The sequence below is a fragment of the Streptomyces sp. NBC_00523 genome (genome assembly GCF_036346615.1).
Taxonomy (GTDB): domain Bacteria; phylum Actinomycetota; class Actinomycetes; order Streptomycetales; family Streptomycetaceae; genus Streptomyces.
Genome location: NZ_CP107836.1, coordinates 4,421,010 through 4,436,632, shown reverse-complemented (window position 1 = coordinate 4,436,632; position 15,623 = coordinate 4,421,010). Strand labels below are relative to the sequence as shown.

Below are 15,623 nucleotides of genomic sequence, written 5' to 3'. Positions count from 1 at the left end.
CAATGCCGGGACGACGCCCGTATGCGAGCCACTGGTAACTGCTCCAGAGAACCTGCGTACGGGCTGTCGCACCATGCCGGTGCAGCCCATACGCATAACAAACGTCGAGACTACCCGCCCCGCCCCGGACGGGTCAAAACGCGCCCGCCCGCTACCGCGCCCGCTCGACCCGTCGCTCGTCCCACACCGGCTCCGAGGTCTCCCGGACCACCCCGTCCGAGCCGAAAACCAGGTAGCGGTCGAAGCTCTTCGCGAACCACCGGTCGTGCGTCACCGCGAGCACCGTGCCCTCGTACGCCTCCAGACCGTCCTGCAGCGCCTCCGCCGACTCCAGGTCCAGGTTGTCCGTCGGCTCGTCCAGCAGCAGCGCGGTCGTGCCGGACAGCTCCAGGAGCAGGATCTGGAACCGGGCCTGCTGCCCGCCGGACAGCTTCTCGAACGGCTGGTCCCCCTGCCGCTCCAGCTCGTAGCGGCGCAGTACGGACATCGCCCCGCCCCGGTCCTTGGCGTGCTCGGTCCACAGGATGTCGACCAGCGTGCGGCCCAGCAGCTCCGGGTGGGCGTGGGTCTGCGCGAAGTGCCCGGGGACCACCCGCGCACCGAGCTTCCACTCCCCCGTGTGCGCGACGGGCTCGCCCGCGAGGAGCCGCAGGAAGTGCGACTTGCCGGACCCGTTGGAGCCGAGGACCGCGACCCGTTCCCCGTAGAAGACCTCCAGGTCGAACGGTTTCATCAGGCCGGTCAGCTCCAGGCCCTTGCAGGTCACCGCCCGCACCCCGGTCCGGCCGCCGCGCAGCCGCATCCGGATGTCCTGCTCGCGCGGCGGCTCCGGCGGCGGGCCCGCCTCCTCGAACTTCCGGAACCGGGTCTGCATCGCGTGGTAGCGGCTCGCCATGTCCGGGCTGATCGCCGCCTGCTGGCGCAGCCGGTGCACGAGCGCCTTCAACCGCTTGTGCTCCTCCTCCCAGCGCCGCAGCAGCTCCTCGAAGCGGGCGAACCGCTCCTTGCGGGCCTGGTGGTACGTGTCGAAGCCGCCGCCGTGCACCCAGACGTCGCTGCCGGCCGGGCCGGGCTCCACGCTGACGATCTTCTGCGCGGCGCGGGACAGCAGCTCCCGGTCGTGGGAGACGAAGAGCACCGTCTTACGGGTCTCCTTCAGCCGCTCCTCCAGCCACCGCTTGCCGGGCACGTCGAGATAGTTGTCCGGCTCGTCCAGGAGCAGCACCTCGTCGGGGCCCCGCAGCAGGGCCTCCAGGACCAGCCGCTTCTGCTCACCGCCGGACAGCGTGCGCACCTCGCGCCACTGCGCCTTCTCGTACGGAACGCCGAGGGCGGCCGTGGTGCACATGTCCCAGACCGTTTCGGCCTCGTAGCCGCGCGCCTCCGCCCAGTCGCTCAGCGCCTGCGCGTACGCCATCTGCGCGGCCTCGTCGTCCACGGTGAGGATGCGTTCCTCGGCCCGGTCGACGGCCAGCGCGGCCTCCCGGATCCGGGGCTGCGCGACGGAGACCAGCAGGTCGCGGACGGTGCGCTCGTCGCGGACCGAGCCGACGAACTGGCGCATCACACCGAGCCCGCCGCTCACGGACACCGAGCCGCCGTGCGGCTGGAGCTCCCCGGCGAGCAGCCGCAGCAGCGTGGTCTTCCCGGCGCCGTTCGCCCCGACGAGGGCGACGACGGCACCGTCGGCCACCCGGAACGAGGCATCGCCGAGCAGCACCCGCCCGTCCGGAAGGTAGTACTCAAGGTGGCCCGCTTCGAGATGTCCCATGCAGAGCATTGTCACGGGCGCCGCGGGGTTGACCCAACCGGATTACGTCCCGTCTAGGATGCGCGGCATGAGCTTTGGGGACGGGGGGCCCGGCGAAGGGCCCGGGAACGGCGGCACTCCCGACTGGGAGGCGCTGGCCGACGCCTCCGCGGCCCGGGCCCGGCGCAAGAAGTGGCTGCTGATCGGCGGCGGCGCCCTCGCCACGGCGGCCGTCGCCGCGGTCGTCGCGACGGCGGTGATCTCCGCGAACGGCGGCGGCAGAGGCACCTCCGCCGGGAAGCACGCGAGCGAGCTGCCCACGGGGGACGACCTGCCGACCGAGCTCCCCGCGCCCGAGCCGTCCTTCTCGTCGGTGGCGCCCCCGCCCCCGCCGGACCCCCGGGACTACATAGCCGACGTGAAGAAGGACCGGCTGCCGGTCGACGTCGACGCCTTCTTCCCCGACGGCAAGCTGACCGCCGGAGGCCGTACGTACGCCAGGGGCGCGACCCACCGCACCAAGCAGTGCGCGGCGACCACCCAGGGCGCGCTGGGCGCGATCCTCACCGCCAACGGCTGCGACCAGGTCATCCGGGCCACGTACAGCCGGGACGGCGTGGCGATCACCGTCGGCATCGCGGTCTTCGACACGGAGGCCCAGGCGAAACGCACCGCGCAGCTGGCGACCGGCGGCCTGGCCTCGCTCAGCGGCTCGGGCGTCCCGGTCTTCTGCCGCGACGGCGTGATCTGCCGCCGTACGGCGAACTCGTACGGCCGGTACGCGTACTTCACGGTCGGCGGCTTCACGGACGGCCGCAACGCCACCAAGGCCGACAAGGACGTGTACACGACCGGCGACGACCTGGCGGACTACACGTTCCGCCGCATCCGCCACCGCGGCGAGGTCCAGGCGTCGGCCGCCGCCGACATCACGACCACCTAGCAGCAGCCGGCACCCGGCAACGTCCGCACGTTGCGGGCCTCCACCGCGCGTGCCGCCAGCAGCTCGTCCGCCGGGTACGCGACCTCCTCCAGCGTCAGCCCGTGCGGACGCACCACGTGCACCCCGGGGTCGCGCACGGCGGCGGCCAGCACCTCGGCCGGCCAGGGGTCGGGCCGCCGCCCGTCGCCGACGAACAGCATCGCCCCGACCAGCGCGCGCACCATGTTGTGGCAGAACGCGTCCGCCTGCACCGTCCCGGTGATGATCCCGGTCGCCTGATCCCGCACCCAGTGCAGCTTCTGGAGCGTCCGGATCGTCGTCGCGCCCTCGCGCTTCTTGCAGTACGCCGCGAAGTCGTGCTCCCCGGTCATCCGCGCCGCGGCGGCGTTCATCGCGGCCACGTCCAGCGGCCGGTCGTGCCAGAGCACATGGCCCCGGACGAGGGGGTCGACGCCGCCGGGGCGGTCGGCGATGCGGTACGCGTACCGGCGCCACAGGGCGGAGAACCGGGCGTTGAACCCGGGCGCCGCCTCCGCGATCCGCCAGACCCGCACATCGGGGGCCATCCGCCCGGCGAGCCGCCGCAGCAGCTTCTCCGCGTGCTCGGCCCACACCTCTTCCGGCAGGTCGACATGGGCGACCTGGCCCCGGGCGTGCACCCCGGCGTCGGTGCGGCCCGCCACCGTCAGGTCGTACGTGCGCGAGGAGCGCGTCACGGTCCGCAGCGCATCCTCGATCTCGCCCTGGACCGTCCGCCGCGCGGTCTGCTTCGCCCAGCCCGAGAAGTCCTTGCCGTCATAGGCCAGGTCCAGCCGTACCCGTACGGAACCGGGCTCCACCTCGTCACTCACCAGCGCATCCTCTCAAGATCCCGCACAGCCGAACGGGCCCGCACCGCCCCGGAGGGTGATGCGGACCCGTTCAGTGGTTCCGGAACGCTCAGGCGTCCTGCGCGTCCTCGACGGACTCGACCGGGGTCTCGTCCTTCTTGGCCGCGTCTTCCTTGACCGCACGCTTGGTGGCGGCCTCGGCCTCACCGGTGGCCTGCTGCGCCACGGTCAGCGCCTCGACCAGCTCGATGACGGCCATCGGGGCGTTGTCGCCACGACGGTTGCCGATCTTGGTGATGCGGGTGTAACCACCGGGGCGGTTCTCGTACCGCGGGGCGATCTCGGTGAAGAGCGTGTGGACGACGCCCTTGTCCGTGATCGACTGCAGCACCAGGCGACGGTTGTGGATGTCGCCCTTCTTCGCCTTGGTGATGAAACGCTCCGCGACCGGACGCAGGCGGCGGGCCTTGGCCTCGGTCGTGGTGATGCGGCCGTGCTCGAACAGCGACTTCGCGAGGTTGTTGAGAAGAAGCTTCTCGTGCGCGGCGCTGCCGCCCAGACGGGCACCCTTGGCGGGCTTCGGCATGGGTTTTCTCCTTGTGTGCTGCACCGGCCGTATCAGGTACCGGTGTCAGTTCCCGCGCGGCGGCCGCCGCGCGGAAGAATGAAATGTCGCCGCACTGGACATCGGGCATCAGCCCAGAATCAAGCCCGTCCGGCGATTGAGGACAAAGGCCCTCGCCCGGACCGGGGCGCCCCCGCAAGCAGGCGCACCCCAGCCGGGAGGCGACTCAGTACTGCTCGGTCTCCACGAAACCGGCGTCCGCGTCGTCGTCGGCGCCGAAGGCGTCGGCGGCAGCGGTCGGGTCGAAGCCGGGAGGCGAGTCCTTCAGCGCCAGGCCCATACCGGCCAGCTTCGCCTTGACCTCGTCGATCGACTTCGCACCGAAGTTGCGGATGTCGAGCAGGTCCGCCTCGGAGCGGGCCACGAGCTCGCCCACCGAGTGGATGCCCTCGCGCTTGAGGCAGTTGTACGAGCGGACCGTGAGCTCCAGCTCCTCGATCGGCAGCGCCAGGTCCGCCGCGAGCGCGGCGTCCGTCGGCGACGGGCCCATGTCGATGCCCTCGGCGTCGATGTTGAGCTCGCGCGCCAGACCGAACAGCTCGACCAGGGTCTTACCGGCCGAAGCCATCGCGTCACGCGGACGCATGGCCTGCTTGGTCTCGACGTCGACGATCAGCTTGTCGAAGTCGGTGCGCTGCTCGACACGGGTCGCCTCGACCTTGTACGTGACCTTGAGCACCGGCGAGTAGATGGAGTCGACCGGGATACGGCCGATCTCCTGGCCCACCTGCTTGTTCTGGACGGCGGAGACGTAGCCGCGACCGCGCTCGACGGTCAGCTCCATCTCCAGCTTGCCCTTGCCGTTCAGCGTGGCGAGGACGAGGTCCGGGTTGTGCACCTCGACACCGGCCGGCGGAGCGATGTCCGCGGCGGTGACCAGGCCGGGGCCCTGCTTGCGCAGGTACATCACGACGGGCTCGTCGTGCTCCGAGGAGACGACCAGCTGCTTGATGTTGAGGATGAGGTCGGTCACGTCCTCCTTGACGCCCGGCACGGTGGTGAACTCGTGCAGGACACCGTCGATGCGGATGCTGGTGACAGCGGCACCCGGAATCGAGGAGAGGAGCGTGCGGCGCAGGGAGTTGCCGAGCGTGTAGCCGAAGCCCGGCTCCAGCGGCTCGATGACGAAGCGCGAACGGAATTCGTCGACGACCTCTTCGGTCAGCGACGGACGCTGAGCGATAAGCATGCTGTGATCCTTCAGTCGTGGGCACCCACTATTTGATGCCCGACAGATGTAACAAGGGTACGGGCGGTACGCCTCAGAAGAGGTGTACCGCCCGGACCCGGCGCTACTGGCGCACGGCCGTCACCGGCCGTGACGACTCAGACGCGGCGACGCTTCGGCGGACGGCAGCCGTTGTGCGGCGTCGGGGTGACGTCCTGGATCGAACCGACCTCGAGGCCGGTGGCCTGGAGGGAGCGGATCGCGGTCTCGCGGCCGGAGCCCGGACCCTTCACGAAGACGTCGACCTTGCGCATGCCGTGCTCCTGCGCGCGGCGGGCGGCCGACTCGGCGGCCATCTGCGCGGCGAAGGGGGTGGACTTGCGCGAGCCCTTGAAGCCGACGTGGCCGGCGGAGGCCCAGGAGATCACGTTGCCCGTGGGGTCCGTGATCGAGACGATCGTGTTGTTGAACGTGCTCTTGATGTGCGCGTGGCCGTGAGCGACGTTCTTCTTTTCCTTGCGACGCACCTTCTTGGCTGCGCCCTGACGACCCTTGGGGGGCATGTCTTGACTCCAGATGGAGAGGGGAGGTGATCGGTCCTACAGCGAAGACCGCTGGTTGCTGCGGAGGCCGGGGGTGCCGGTCGCCCGCAGTGCGTCCGCTGAGGACTACTTCTTGCCGGGCTTCTTCTTGCCGGCGATCGCGCGACGCGGACCCTTGCGGGTACGAGCGTTGGTGCTGGTGCGCTGGCCGTGGACCGGCAGACCGCGGCGGTGACGGAGACCCTGGTAGCAGCCGATCTCGACCTTGCGGCGGATGTCGGCCTGGATCTCGCGGCGGAGGTCACCCTCGGTGCGGAGGTTGGCGTCCACGTACTCGCGGATCTTGACCAGGTCCTCTTCGGCCAGGTCACGAACGCGGGTGTTCGGGTTCACGCCGGAGGCGGCGAGGATCTCCTTGGACCGGGTGCGCCCGATACCGAAGACGTAGGTGAGGGCAACCTCCACGCGCTTTTCGCGCGGGATGTCAACACCTGAAACGCGTGCCATTCAATGGCTCCAGTTGTTAAGTCGGGGGTCTTCCGCAGAGCCACTCCCGGCCGCCGACCCCTCGCTGGGAGAGGTGGTACGTCCGGGTCCCCGGCCCCCGCCGGAGGTGCCGTCAGCCGTGGCTTGGACGGGCTCTGCGTATGTACGTGTTACGTGCGTCGCGCGAACTGCGAGATGCAGGGGGTCGTGCGTCAGCCCTGGCGCTGCTTGTGGCGCAGGTTGTCGCAGATGACCATGACCCGGCCGTGACGGCGGATCACCTTGCACTTGTCGCAGATCTTCTTGACGCTCGGCTTGACCTTCATGGGATGTCAGGTTCTCCGGGTCAGTGCCCACGTCCGCACGGATGCGGACGGCGGCAAGATCTACTTGTAGCGGTAGACGATCCGGCCACGCGTCAGGTCGTACGGAGAAAGCTCCACGACGACCCGGTCATCCGGGAGGATGCGGATGTAGTGCATACGCATCTTGCCGCTGATGTGCGCGAGGACCTTGTGACCGTTCTGGAGCTCCACCTTGAACATGGCGTTCGGGAGGGACTCGATCACGGTGCCCTCAATTTCGATGGCACCTTGCTTCTTGGCCACGCTTCGCCCTTCGAATCGGCTACCTTGATCGACTTTCGTTCCCCGCATGTGGACACACGGATGCACGAGAGCCGACGAGTCAGTCTACGTCAGCGGACTCCCAAAGGCGAATCCGTCAAGTTTGCCCATCCGGGGAGATCCTTAGACCTCCCCGGGGACCCCAATCAGCCCAGGGGGTCCGGCGCGGCCTCGACGCCGTACTGCGCCAGCTTCTCGCGGCCGCAGTCCGGGGCGGTGAGGACCAGCGGGCCCTGCTCCGTGAGGGCGATGGAGTGCTCCCAGTGCGAGGACCAGGTGCCGTCCGTCGTGATGACGGTCCACTCGTCCTCCAGCACCTCGGTGTGCGGGGTGCCCAGCGAGACCATCGGCTCGATGGCCAGGCAGAGGCCCGGGACCAGCTTGACGCCCTTGCCGCGCTTGCGGGAGACGTAGTTCAGCAGGTGCGGGTCCATGTGCATCTCGGTGCCGATGCCGTGCCCGCCGTAGTCCTCGATGATCCCGTACTTGCCGGTGGCGGGGCGGGGCTGGCGGCGGATGTAGGACTCGATCGCCTTCGAGATGTCGACCAGGCGGTTGTTGACCTTCATCGCGGCGATGCCGGCCCACATCGACTCCTCGGTCACCCGGGAGAGCTCGACCAGCTCCGGCGCGTGCCCCGTACCGACGAAGGCGGTGTACGCGGCGTCGCCGTGCCAGCCGTCCACGATCGCGCCGGCGTCGATGGAGATGATGTCGCCGTCCTTGAGGACCGTCTTGTCGTCCGGGATGCCGTGGACGACGACCTCGTTGACCGAGGTGCAGATGGTCGCGGGGAACCCGCCGTACCCGAGGAAGTTCGACTTCGCGCCGTGGTCGGCGATCACCTTGCGGGCGACCTGGTCCAGGTCGCGGGTGGTGGCGCCGGGCACCGCCGCCTCACGGGTGGCCGCGTGGATGGCAGCGACCACCAGCCCCGCCTCGCGCATCTTCGCGATCTGCTCGGGGGTCTTGATCTGCACCATGCTGCGGCGCCTTTCCGGTGGGACGGTGAACGGGGGGCGGGTCTTCCACGATACGCGGCGGCAAGCAGTCGGCCGCGGCGTCCGAGGACGCCGCGGCCGGCTTGTACTGCGTACTGCGCGAGTGGGCGCTCAGTCCTCCGCGGACTTCTTCAGCGCCTCCATGGCCCGGTCGGTCACATCGGTGACCTTGCCGAGCGCGGAGATGGTGACCACCAGGTCCTGTGCCCGGTAGTAGTCGATGATCGGCTCGGTCTGCGTGTGGTAGACCTCCAGCCGGGTACGCACCGTCTCCTCGCTGTCGTCGTCGCGCTGGTACAGCTCGCCGCCGCAGGTGTCGCAGACACCCTCGGTCTTCGGCGGGTTGTACGTGGCGTGGAAGACGTGCGCGCTGTCGTTGCGGCAGATGCGGCGACCCGCGATCCGCTTCACGACCTCGTCCTCGGGGACCTCCAGGTCGAGCACGGCGTCCAGCTTCACGCCCTCGTCCTTGAGCATCACATCCAGAGCCTCGGCCTGACCCACGTTGCGCGGGAAGCCGTCGAGCAGGAAGCCGTTGACCGCGTCCGGCTGGGACATGCGGTCCTTGGCCATCCCGATCGTCACCTCGTCCGGCACCAGCTGTCCCGCGTCCATGTAGGCGCGGGCCTGCTTGCCAAGGTCGGTGCCCTGGCTGATGTTGGCGCGGAAGAGATCGCCCGTGGAGATGTGCGGAATCGACAGGTTCTTGGCAAGGTACGCGGCCTGCGTTCCCTTGCCGGCACCCGGCGGGCCGACGAGGACGATTCGCATCAGCGGAGGAACCCTTCGTAATTGCGCTGCTGGAGCTGACTCTCGATCTGCTTCACGGTCTCCAGACCCACACCCACGATGATGAGGATGCTCGTCCCGCCGAACGGGAAGTTCTGGTTAGCGCCACCGAAGCTTGCCAACGCCATCGTCGGCACCAGAGCGATCAGACCCAGGTACAGCGAGCCCGGCCAAGTGATCCTGTTGAGCACATAGCTCAGGTACTCGGCAGTAGGTCGACCAGCCCGGATACCCGGGATGAAGCCACCATACTTCTTCATGTTGTCGGCGACTTCCTCGGGGTTGAACGAGATCGCCACGTAGAAGAAGGCGAAGAACACGATCAACAGGAAGTACGCCGTCATGTAGTACGGGTGGGTGCCCTTGGTCAGGTTGTCCTGGATCCAGATGGCCCAGCCCGCCTTGGAGTTGGAGAACTGGACGATCAGGGCCGGGATGTAGAGCAGCGAAGAAGCGAAGATGACGGGGATCACACCCGCCTGGTTCACCTTCAGCGGGATGTAGGTGGAGGTGCCGCCGTACGAACGGCGTCCGATCATGCGCTTCGCGTACTGCACCGGGATACGGCGCTGGGCCTGCTCGACGAAGACGACGAGGGCCACCATGACGAAGCCGACCAGGATGACGGTGGCGAACTCGATCCAGCCGTCCGCCAGCTTGCCGCTGGTCTTGATGGCCCACATGGCCGACGGGAAGGTCGCGGCGATCGAGATGAACATCAGGATCGACATGCCGTTGCCGATGCCGCGGTCGGTGATGAGCTCACCGAGCCACATGACGGCGGCGGTGCCGGCGGTCATCGTGATGACCATCGTGATCGTCGTGAACAGCGAGTCGTTCGGGACGATCTGGTCGGCGACCGGGCAGCCGCTGAACAGGGCGCCGCTGCGGGCGGTGGCGACCAGGCCGGTGCCCTGGAGGATGGCGAGCGCGACCGTCAGATAACGCGTGTACTGCGTGATCTTCGCCTGGCCGGACGAGCCCTCCTTCTTGAGCGCCTCGAGTCGGGGGATGACCACGGTCAGCAGCTGGAGAATGATGCTGGCCGTGATGTACGGCATGATGCCGAGCGCGAAGATCGTGATCTGCAGCAGCGCACCACCGCTGAACATGTTCACCAGGCCGAAGAGGCTGTTGTTTCCCTTGCTGGCCTGATCAACACAGGTCTGGACGTTCTCGTAGCTCACACCCGGAACCGGGATGTGGGCCCCGAGCCGGTAGAGCACGATGATGCCGAGAGTGAAGAGCAGCTTCTTGCGCAGGTCGGGCGTCTTGAACGCCCGGGCGAAGCCGGTGAGCACGGTGCCTCCTGCGACCCCCGCGCAGAGCGTAGAGGTGACGGTCTTGAGGATCGACGGATACGTATGAAAGCCAAGGAGCCCAGGCGCACGCGCCCAGGGGATACCACAGCAACGGACGCCACCTTACCGGCGTACATGCCCCCCTAGGAACGACCAACCGGGGATGCCCCATTTGAGAGGGCATCCCCGGTCGGATGTTCAGGTCACCTGAGTGTCCGAGTTGTCTCAGACGAGCTCGGTGACGGTACCGCCGGCGGCGGTGATCTTCTCCTTGGCGGAGCCGGAGACGGCGTCAACCGAAACCTGCAGCGCCACGGAGATCTCGCCCTGTCCGAGGACCTTGACGAGGTGGTTGTTGCGCACGGCACCCTTGGCGACCAGGTCGGCCACCGTGACCTCTCCACCCTCGGGGTAGAGCGTCGCGAGCTTGTCCAGGTTCACGACCTGGTACTCCGTGCGGAACGGGTTCTTGAAGCCCTTGAGCTTCGGCAGACGCATGTGGAGGGGCATCTGCCCACCCTCGAAGCGCTGCGGAACCTGGTAACGGGCCTTGGTGCCCTTGGTACCACGACCAGCGGTCTTACCCTTGGACGCCTCACCACGACCCACACGGGTCTTGGCGGTCTTGGCACCCGGGGCAGGCCGGAGGTCATGCGCCTTCAGCGGCTTGTTCTCCGCCATGTCAGTCGACCTCCTCAACCGTCACGAGGTGGCGGACGGTGTGCACCATGCCGCGGAACTCGGGGCGGTCCTCCTTGACAACCGAGTCGTTCAGGCGCTTGAGCCCGAGCGAACGCAGGGTGTCGCGGTGGTTCTGCTTGCTGCCGATGTACGACTTCGTCTGCGTGATCTTGAGACGGGCCATTACGCACCCGCTCCCGCACGCGCACGAAGCAGGGCCGCGGGGGCGACGTCCTCGAGGGGCAGACCGCGGCGGGCCGCGATCTCCTCGGGACGCTGCAGGCCCTGGAGGGCCGCCACGGTCGCGTGCACGATGTTGATCGGGTTCGAGGACCCGAGCGACTTCGACAGGATGTCGTGGACGCCGGCGCACTCGAGAACGGCGCGCACCGGGCCACCGGCGATCACACCGGTACCGGGGGAAGCCGGCTTGAGCAGGACGACGCCCGCAGCCTTCTCACCCTGGATCGGGTGAGGGATGGTGCCCTGGATGCGCGGGACCTTGAAGAAGTTCTTCTTGGCCTCTTCCACGCCCTTGGCGATGGCCGCGGGAACTTCCTTGGCCTTGCCGTAACCGACACCGACGGTGCCGTCACCATCGCCCACCACGACCAGCGCGGTGAAGCTGAAGCGACGACCACCCTTCACAACCTTGGCGACTCGGTTGATCGCGACGACGCGCTCGACGTACGCGGTCTTCTCGGCGGCGGCAGCGCCGCCGTCACGGCCCTTCCGGTCCCGCCGCTCGCCGCCACCGGCACCGCTTCCGCGGCGCTGGGGTCCAGCCATTGGATTTACCTCTCTCTGTTACGTCCGCTGTGCGTAGGAACCGGGGCTAGAACTTCAGCCCGGCTTCACGGGCGGCGTCAGCCAGAGCGGCAATCCGCCCGGCGTACTGGTTACCACCGCGGTCAAACACGACGGCCTCGACGCCTGCGGCCTTGGCACGCTCGGCGACCAGGGCGCCGACCTGCTTGGCCTGGCTGCTCTTGTCGCCCTCGCCGCCACGGATGGAGACGTCCAGGGTCGACGCCGACGCGAGCGTGTGGCCCGCGATGTCGTCGATGATCTGGGCGACCATGTGGCGGTTGGAGCGGGTCACGACCAGGCGCGGACGCTCCGGCGAACCGGAGATGTGCTTGCGGACGCGGATGTGGCGCCGCTTGCGAGCCGCGCGCTTGTACGCGTCGCCCTTGGCGATCTTCACGCCGTATGCCATGGCTACTTACCAGCCTTTCCGACCTTGCGGCGGATGACCTCGCCGGCGTACTTGACGCCCTTGGCCTTGTACGGGTCAGGCTTCCGCAGCTTGCGGATCTTGGCCGCGGTCTCGCCGACCTTCTGCTTGTCGATGCCCTCGACGGTGAACTTCGTGGGGGTCTCCACCTTGAAGGTGATGCCCTCCGGGGCCTCGATCAGGATCGGGTGGCTGTAGCCCAGGGCGAACTCCAGGTTGGAGCCCTTCGCCTGGACGCGGTAACCGACACCACTGATCTCGAGCGCCTTGATGTACCCCTGGGTCACACCGGTGATCATGTTCGCCACCAGCGTGCGGGACAGGCCGTGCAGGGCCTTGTTCTGACGCTCGTCGTTCGGGCGGACGACGTTCAGGACGCCGTCCTCACCCTTGGTGACCTCGATCGGCGACGCGACGGTGTGCGTGAGGGTGCCCTTGGGGCCCTTCACGTTGACCGTGCGGCCATCGATGGTGACGTCCACACCGGCGGGAACCTGGATGGGGAGCTTGCCGATTCGCGACATGAGCTATTCCTCCGTTCCCGACTACCAGACGTAGGCGAGGACTTCCCCACCTACGCCCTTCTTCTGAGCCTGCTGGCCGGTCAGGAGACCGTGGGACGTGGAGATGATCGCCACGCCCAGGCCGCCGAGGACCTTCGGCAGGTTGGTGGACTTTGCGTAGACACGCAGACCCGGCTTCGAAATACGCTTGATGCCGGCGATCGAGCGCTCGCGGTTCGGACCGAACTTCAGGTTGAGGACGAGGTTCTTGCCGACCTCGGCGTCCTCGACCTTCCAGCCGGTGATGAAGCCCTCCTGCTGGAGGATCTCCGCGATGTGCGACTTGATCTTGCTGTGCGGCATCACGACGTCGTCGTGGTACGCCGAGTTCGCGTTGCGCAGACGCGTGAGCATGTCTGCGATGGGATCAGTCATGGTCATGAGTTGGCCTTCGGCCTCTCTCGCCGGGGTTTCCTGTATGCGCCATCCCTCTCCCCGCTCAGAGGCGGGACGGGTGCGGTGCGGGGACCTACGGCGTAGTAAGTCGGTCATGGGCGGCAGGCGCCCAACCCTGCAAGCCTACGGCATGCGGGGCCGGGCTCCTGCCGACCAGATGCTTACCGAGAGTCTCCGGTGATTCCCAACGCCCAAAGGGCGAAGGAGAATTACCAGGAGCTCTTGGTCACGCCCGGCAGCTCGCCACGGTGAGCCATCTCACGAAGGCACACGCGGCACAGGCCGAACTTGCGGTAGACGGAGTGGGGCCGGCCGCAGCGCTGGCACCGGGTGTAACCCCGGACGCCGAACTTCGGCTTACGGGCGGCCTTAGCGATCAGAGCCTTCTTCGCCACGGTCAGTTCTCCTTGAACGGGAAGCCGAGGTGACGAAGGAGGGCACGACCCTCGTCGTCATTGGTCGCCGTGGTGACCACGGTGATGTCCATGCCCCGGACCCGGTCGATCTTGTCCTGGTCGATCTCGTGGAACATGACCTGCTCCGTGAGACCGAAGGTGTAGTTGCCACGGCCGTCGAACTGCTTGGGCGACAGGCCGCGGAAGTCACGGATACGCGGCAGCGCGAGCGACAGCGTACGGTCCAGGAACTCCCACATGCGGTCACCGCGGAGGGTGACGTGGCAGCCGATCGGCTGCCCCTCGCGCAGCTTGAACTGCGCGATCGACTTGCGGGCCTTGGTGACGGCCGGCTTCTGACCGGTGATCGTGGTGAGGTCCTTGACGGCACCGTCGATCAGCTTGGAGTCGCGGGCGGCGTCGCCCACACCCATGTTGACCACGATCTTGACCAGACCGGGAATCTGCATGACGTTCTCGTAGGAGAACTCCTCACGCAGCTTGCCGGCGATTTCCTCGCGGTAGCGCGTCTTGAGACGCGGCGCGGTGGTGGTAGTCATCAGATGTCCTCACCGGTGCGCTTGGCAACACGGATCTTGTTGCCCTCGTCGTCAAAGCGGTAGCCGACGCGAGTAACGACCTTGTTGCCGTCCTTCTCAACAACCAGCTGCACGTTGCTGACGTGGATCGGGGCCTCGGTCGTCACAATGCCACCGGTCTGCGAACCGCGAGCGGTCTGGCCGGCCTTGGTGTGCTTCTTGACCCGGTTGACACCCTCGACGAGGACGCGGTCCTGAGCGGGGTAGGCCACGATGACCTTGCCCTGCTTGCCCTTGTCCTTACCGGTGATGACCTGTACCAGGTCGCCCTTCTTGATCTTCATGCTTACAGCACCTCCGGCGCGAGCGAGATGATCTTCATGAACTTCTTCTCGCGCAGCTCACGGCCCACCGGGCCGAAGATACGGGTGCCGCGGGGGTCGCCGTCGTTCTTCAGAATGACGGCGGCGTTCTCGTCGAAGCGGATGTACGAGCCATCCTGGCGACGACGCTCCTTGACGGTGCGAACGATGACCGCCTTGACGACGTCACCCTTCTTCACGTTGCCACCGGGGATCGCGTCCTTGACGGTGGCGACGATGACGTCACCGATGCCCGCGTAGCGGCGACCCGAGCCACCGAGAACACGGATGGTGAGAATTTCCTTCGCACCCGTGTTGTCGGCGACACGCAGTCGCGACTCCTGCTGGATCACGTCTATCTCCTGATCGTCTGCCGGTTCCCGGCAGGGGCCCCGCTAACGGGAGCCCCTGCCGAGCCTGGCGGAACTGACCTGAGGGGAAGTCCCCTCAGGAATTACTTGGCCTTCTCGAGGATCTCGACGATGCGCCACCGCTTCGTGGCGGACAGCGGCCGGGTCTCCATCAGGAGGACGCGGTCGCCGACGCCGGCGGCGTTCTGCTCGTCGTGGGCCTTGAGCTTGTTCGTACGGCGGATGACCTTGCCGTACAGCGCGTGCTTCACGCGGTCCTCGACGGCGACGACGACGGTCTTGTCCATCTTGTCGCTGACGACGAGGCCCTCGCGGGTCTTGCGGAAGCCGCGCTCGGCGGTCTTGCTCTCAGTCACAGTCTTCTCGCTCATCAGACGCTCTCCACCGTCTCGATACCGAGCTCGCGCTCGCGCATCAGGGTGTAGATCCGGGCGATGTCCTTACGGACGGACTTGAGCCGACCGTGGTTCTCGAGCTGGCCCGTCGCCGCCTGAAAGCGGAGGTTGAACAGCTCTTCCTTGGCCTCGCGGAGCTTGTTGAGGAGCTCCTCGTTGCCCAGCTCGCGCAGCTCGGACGCCTTGGTACCGGCCGACATCACGCTTCACCTGCCTCGCGCTTGACGATCCGGCACTTCATCGGCAGCTTGTGGGCCGCACGAGTCAGCGCCTCACGGGCGATCTTCTCGTTGGGGTACGACAGCTCGAACATGACGCGTCCGGGCTTGACGTTGGCGATCCACCACTCCGGGGAACCCTTACCGGAACCCATGCGGGTCTCGGCAGGCTTCTTGGTGAGGGGACGGTCCGGGTAGATGTTGATCCAGACCTTGCCGCCACGCTTGATGTGACGCGTCATGGCGATACGAGCGGACTCGATCTGACGGTTCGTCACGTACGCCGGGGTCAGCGCCTGGATGCCGTACTCGCCGAACGCAACCTGCGTGCCACCCTTGGACATGCCGCTGCGCTTCGGGTGGTGCTGCTTGCGGTGCTTGACCCTACGGGGGATCAGCATTTCG

The 15,623-nt window shown here is 67.5% G+C and carries 25 protein-coding genes; 1 reads left to right on the top strand and 24 read right to left on the bottom strand.

Annotated elements, in window-relative coordinates; translation table 11 throughout:
- Window positions 1–151: 151 nt before the first annotated feature.
- The gene (locus tag OHS17_RS20320) at window positions 152–1,780 is read right to left on the bottom strand and encodes an ABC-F family ATP-binding cassette domain-containing protein (RefSeq protein ID WP_330315305.1); all 1,629 of its coding nucleotides are present in this window, start codon (window positions 1,778–1,780) and stop codon (window positions 152–154) included.
- A gap of 58 nt (window positions 1,781–1,838) precedes the next feature.
- On the opposite strand from OHS17_RS20320, the gene OHS17_RS20315 reads away from it, so the two are divergent.
- Entirely contained in the window at window positions 1,839–2,693 is an 855-nt protein-coding gene (locus OHS17_RS20315) for a hypothetical protein (protein WP_330313312.1), read from the top strand.
- Here the strand turns inward: OHS17_RS20315 and truA are convergent.
- The 23 genes from truA to rplP all read right to left on the bottom strand — a co-directional run bounded on the left by truA (window position 2,690) and on the right by rplP (window position 15,619).
- Window positions 2,690–3,544, bottom strand: a complete 855-nt coding sequence (gene truA / locus OHS17_RS20310; protein WP_161211387.1) for a tRNA pseudouridine(38-40) synthase TruA — start codon at window positions 3,542–3,544, stop codon at window positions 2,690–2,692. The genes OHS17_RS20315 and truA overlap by 4 nt on opposite strands.
- Window positions 3,545–3,632: 88 nt before the next feature.
- The gene (rplQ, locus tag OHS17_RS20305; RefSeq protein ID WP_018101210.1) at window positions 3,633–4,109 is read right to left on the bottom strand and encodes a 50S ribosomal protein L17; all 477 of its coding nucleotides are present in this window, start codon (window positions 4,107–4,109) and stop codon (window positions 3,633–3,635) included.
- A gap of 205 nt (window positions 4,110–4,314) precedes the next feature.
- Window positions 4,315–5,337 (bottom strand): DNA-directed RNA polymerase subunit alpha, encoded by a 1,023-nt coding sequence (locus OHS17_RS20300; RefSeq protein ID WP_003966937.1) that lies wholly within the window; start codon window positions 5,335–5,337, stop codon window positions 4,315–4,317.
- A 137-nt stretch (window positions 5,338–5,474) separates the two neighbouring features.
- Window positions 5,475–5,879: a 30S ribosomal protein S11 gene (gene rpsK, locus OHS17_RS20295; RefSeq protein WP_003948617.1), complete on the bottom strand. Its 405-nt coding sequence runs from the start codon at window positions 5,877–5,879 to the stop codon at window positions 5,475–5,477.
- A gap of 105 nt (window positions 5,880–5,984) precedes the next feature.
- The gene (gene rpsM / locus OHS17_RS20290) at window positions 5,985–6,365 is read right to left on the bottom strand and encodes a 30S ribosomal protein S13 (protein WP_018101211.1); all 381 of its coding nucleotides are present in this window, start codon (window positions 6,363–6,365) and stop codon (window positions 5,985–5,987) included.
- 191 nt (window positions 6,366–6,556) lie between these two features.
- Window positions 6,557–6,670 (bottom strand): 50S ribosomal protein L36, encoded by a 114-nt coding sequence (rpmJ, locus tag OHS17_RS20285; RefSeq protein ID WP_003956441.1) that lies wholly within the window; start codon window positions 6,668–6,670, stop codon window positions 6,557–6,559.
- 60 nt (window positions 6,671–6,730) lie between these two features.
- Entirely contained in the window at window positions 6,731–6,952 is a 222-nt protein-coding gene (gene infA / locus OHS17_RS20280) for a translation initiation factor IF-1 (protein ID WP_003956442.1), read from the bottom strand.
- 164 nt (window positions 6,953–7,116) lie between these two features.
- Window positions 7,117–7,953, bottom strand: coding sequence for a type I methionyl aminopeptidase (gene map / locus OHS17_RS20275; protein ID WP_330313311.1), 837 nt, complete (start codon window positions 7,951–7,953; stop codon window positions 7,117–7,119).
- A gap of 129 nt (window positions 7,954–8,082) precedes the next feature.
- Complete coding sequence (locus OHS17_RS20270; protein WP_018101213.1) at window positions 8,083–8,742, bottom strand: adenylate kinase; 660 nt, start codon at window positions 8,740–8,742, stop codon at window positions 8,083–8,085.
- Window positions 8,742–10,061 (bottom strand): preprotein translocase subunit SecY, encoded by a 1,320-nt coding sequence (secY, locus tag OHS17_RS20265; RefSeq protein ID WP_018101214.1) that lies wholly within the window; start codon window positions 10,059–10,061, stop codon window positions 8,742–8,744. Before secY ends, OHS17_RS20270 begins: the two co-directional genes overlap by 1 nt.
- A 225-nt stretch (window positions 10,062–10,286) precedes the next feature.
- Window positions 10,287–10,742, bottom strand: coding sequence for a 50S ribosomal protein L15 (gene rplO, locus OHS17_RS20260; protein WP_018101215.1), 456 nt, complete (start codon window positions 10,740–10,742; stop codon window positions 10,287–10,289).
- A gap of 1 nt (window position 10,743) precedes the next feature.
- Entirely contained in the window at window positions 10,744–10,926 is a 183-nt protein-coding gene (rpmD, locus tag OHS17_RS20255; RefSeq protein ID WP_003966943.1) for a 50S ribosomal protein L30, read from the bottom strand.
- A complete protein-coding gene (rpsE, locus tag OHS17_RS20250) occupies window positions 10,926–11,531 on the bottom strand; it encodes a 30S ribosomal protein S5 (RefSeq protein WP_018101216.1) in 606 nt (201 codons plus the stop codon). The genes rpmD and rpsE overlap by 1 nt, the downstream gene beginning before the upstream one ends.
- 46 nt (window positions 11,532–11,577) lie before the next feature.
- Complete coding sequence (rplR, locus tag OHS17_RS20245; protein WP_018101217.1) at window positions 11,578–11,961, bottom strand: 50S ribosomal protein L18; 384 nt, start codon at window positions 11,959–11,961, stop codon at window positions 11,578–11,580.
- A gap of 2 nt (window positions 11,962–11,963) precedes the next feature.
- Window positions 11,964–12,503 carry a 50S ribosomal protein L6 gene (gene rplF, locus OHS17_RS20240; RefSeq protein WP_018101218.1) on the bottom strand — a complete coding sequence of 180 codons (540 nt, stop codon included), beginning with the start codon at window positions 12,501–12,503 and terminating at the stop codon, window positions 11,964–11,966.
- Between the two features lie 21 nt (window positions 12,504–12,524).
- A complete protein-coding gene (gene rpsH, locus OHS17_RS20235) occupies window positions 12,525–12,923 on the bottom strand; it encodes a 30S ribosomal protein S8 (RefSeq protein WP_164399965.1) in 399 nt (132 codons plus the stop codon).
- 224 nt (window positions 12,924–13,147) lie between these two features.
- Window positions 13,148–13,333 carry a type Z 30S ribosomal protein S14 gene (locus tag OHS17_RS20230; RefSeq protein WP_003948630.1) on the bottom strand — a complete coding sequence of 62 codons (186 nt, stop codon included), beginning with the start codon at window positions 13,331–13,333 and terminating at the stop codon, window positions 13,148–13,150.
- A gap of 2 nt (window positions 13,334–13,335) precedes the next feature.
- Entirely contained in the window at window positions 13,336–13,893 is a 558-nt protein-coding gene (gene rplE, locus OHS17_RS20225; protein WP_018101220.1) for a 50S ribosomal protein L5, read from the bottom strand.
- Window positions 13,893–14,216 carry a 50S ribosomal protein L24 gene (rplX, locus tag OHS17_RS20220; RefSeq protein WP_003966949.1) on the bottom strand — a complete coding sequence of 108 codons (324 nt, stop codon included), beginning with the start codon at window positions 14,214–14,216 and terminating at the stop codon, window positions 13,893–13,895. The genes rplE and rplX overlap by 1 nt, the downstream gene beginning before the upstream one ends.
- A gap of 2 nt (window positions 14,217–14,218) precedes the next feature.
- Window positions 14,219–14,587 carry a 50S ribosomal protein L14 gene (gene rplN / locus OHS17_RS20215; RefSeq protein ID WP_003966950.1) on the bottom strand — a complete coding sequence of 123 codons (369 nt, stop codon included), beginning with the start codon at window positions 14,585–14,587 and terminating at the stop codon, window positions 14,219–14,221.
- 101 nt (window positions 14,588–14,688) lie between these two features.
- The gene (gene rpsQ / locus OHS17_RS20210; RefSeq protein ID WP_018101221.1) at window positions 14,689–14,976 is read right to left on the bottom strand and encodes a 30S ribosomal protein S17; all 288 of its coding nucleotides are present in this window, start codon (window positions 14,974–14,976) and stop codon (window positions 14,689–14,691) included.
- The gene (gene rpmC, locus OHS17_RS20205; protein WP_014047786.1) at window positions 14,976–15,200 is read right to left on the bottom strand and encodes a 50S ribosomal protein L29; all 225 of its coding nucleotides are present in this window, start codon (window positions 15,198–15,200) and stop codon (window positions 14,976–14,978) included. The genes rpsQ and rpmC overlap by 1 nt, the downstream gene beginning before the upstream one ends.
- On the bottom strand, window positions 15,200–15,619 hold the full coding sequence (gene rplP, locus OHS17_RS20200) for a 50S ribosomal protein L16 (RefSeq protein ID WP_018101222.1): 420 nt from the start codon (window positions 15,617–15,619) through the stop codon (window positions 15,200–15,202). Before rplP ends, rpmC begins: the two co-directional genes overlap by 1 nt.
- Between the last annotated feature and the right edge of the window lie 4 nt (window positions 15,620–15,623).

What these genes read in the sequence shown, in the direction of transcription:
- map (WP_330313311.1), bottom strand. Translation starts at nt 7,953, where the DNA reads ATGGTGCAGATCAAGACCCCCGAGCAGATCGCGAAGATGCGCGAGGCG.
- rplF (WP_018101218.1), bottom strand. Translation starts at nt 12,503, where the DNA reads ATGTCGCGAATCGGCAAGCTCCCCATCCAGGTTCCCGCCGGTGTGGAC.
- rplO (WP_018101215.1), bottom strand. Translation starts at nt 10,742, where the DNA reads ATGGCGGAGAACAAGCCGCTGAAGGCGCATGACCTCCGGCCTGCCCCG.
- rplX (WP_003966949.1), bottom strand. Translation starts at nt 14,216, where the DNA reads ATGAAGATCAAGAAGGGCGACCTGGTACAGGTCATCACCGGTAAGGAC.
- rpsH (WP_164399965.1), bottom strand. Translation starts at nt 12,923, where the DNA reads ATGACCATGACTGATCCCATCGCAGACATGCTCACGCGTCTGCGCAAC.
- rpmJ (WP_003956441.1), bottom strand. Translation starts at nt 6,670, where the DNA reads ATGAAGGTCAAGCCGAGCGTCAAGAAGATCTGCGACAAGTGCAAGGTG.
- OHS17_RS20320 (WP_330315305.1), bottom strand. Translation starts at nt 1,780, where the DNA reads ATGCTCTGCATGGGACATCTCGAAGCGGGCCACCTTGAGTACTACCTT.
- rpsE (WP_018101216.1), bottom strand. Translation starts at nt 11,531, where the DNA reads ATGGCTGGACCCCAGCGCCGCGGAAGCGGTGCCGGTGGCGGCGAGCGG.
- rplQ (WP_018101210.1), bottom strand. Translation starts at nt 4,109, where the DNA reads ATGCCGAAGCCCGCCAAGGGTGCCCGTCTGGGCGGCAGCGCCGCGCAC.
- rpmD (WP_003966943.1), bottom strand. Translation starts at nt 10,926, where the DNA reads ATGGCCCGTCTCAAGATCACGCAGACGAAGTCGTACATCGGCAGCAAG.
- rpsK (WP_003948617.1), bottom strand. Translation starts at nt 5,879, where the DNA reads ATGCCCCCCAAGGGTCGTCAGGGCGCAGCCAAGAAGGTGCGTCGCAAG.
- rpsM (WP_018101211.1), bottom strand. Translation starts at nt 6,365, where the DNA reads ATGGCACGCGTTTCAGGTGTTGACATCCCGCGCGAAAAGCGCGTGGAG.
- rplP (WP_018101222.1), bottom strand. Translation starts at nt 15,619, where the DNA reads ATGCTGATCCCCCGTAGGGTCAAGCACCGCAAGCAGCACCACCCGAAG.
- OHS17_RS20270 (WP_018101213.1), bottom strand. Translation starts at nt 8,742, where the DNA reads ATGCGAATCGTCCTCGTCGGCCCGCCGGGTGCCGGCAAGGGAACGCAG.
- rpmC (WP_014047786.1), bottom strand. Translation starts at nt 15,200, where the DNA reads ATGTCGGCCGGTACCAAGGCGTCCGAGCTGCGCGAGCTGGGCAACGAG.
- rplR (WP_018101217.1), bottom strand. Translation starts at nt 11,961, where the DNA reads ATGGCATACGGCGTGAAGATCGCCAAGGGCGACGCGTACAAGCGCGCG.
- rplE (WP_018101220.1), bottom strand. Translation starts at nt 13,893, where the DNA reads ATGACTACCACCACCGCGCCGCGTCTCAAGACGCGCTACCGCGAGGAA.
- OHS17_RS20315 (WP_330313312.1), top strand. Translation starts at nt 1,839, where the DNA reads ATGAGCTTTGGGGACGGGGGGCCCGGCGAAGGGCCCGGGAACGGCGGC.
- OHS17_RS20300 (WP_003966937.1), bottom strand. Translation starts at nt 5,337, where the DNA reads ATGCTTATCGCTCAGCGTCCGTCGCTGACCGAAGAGGTCGTCGACGAA.
- rpsQ (WP_018101221.1), bottom strand. Translation starts at nt 14,976, where the DNA reads ATGAGCGAGAAGACTGTGACTGAGAGCAAGACCGCCGAGCGCGGCTTC.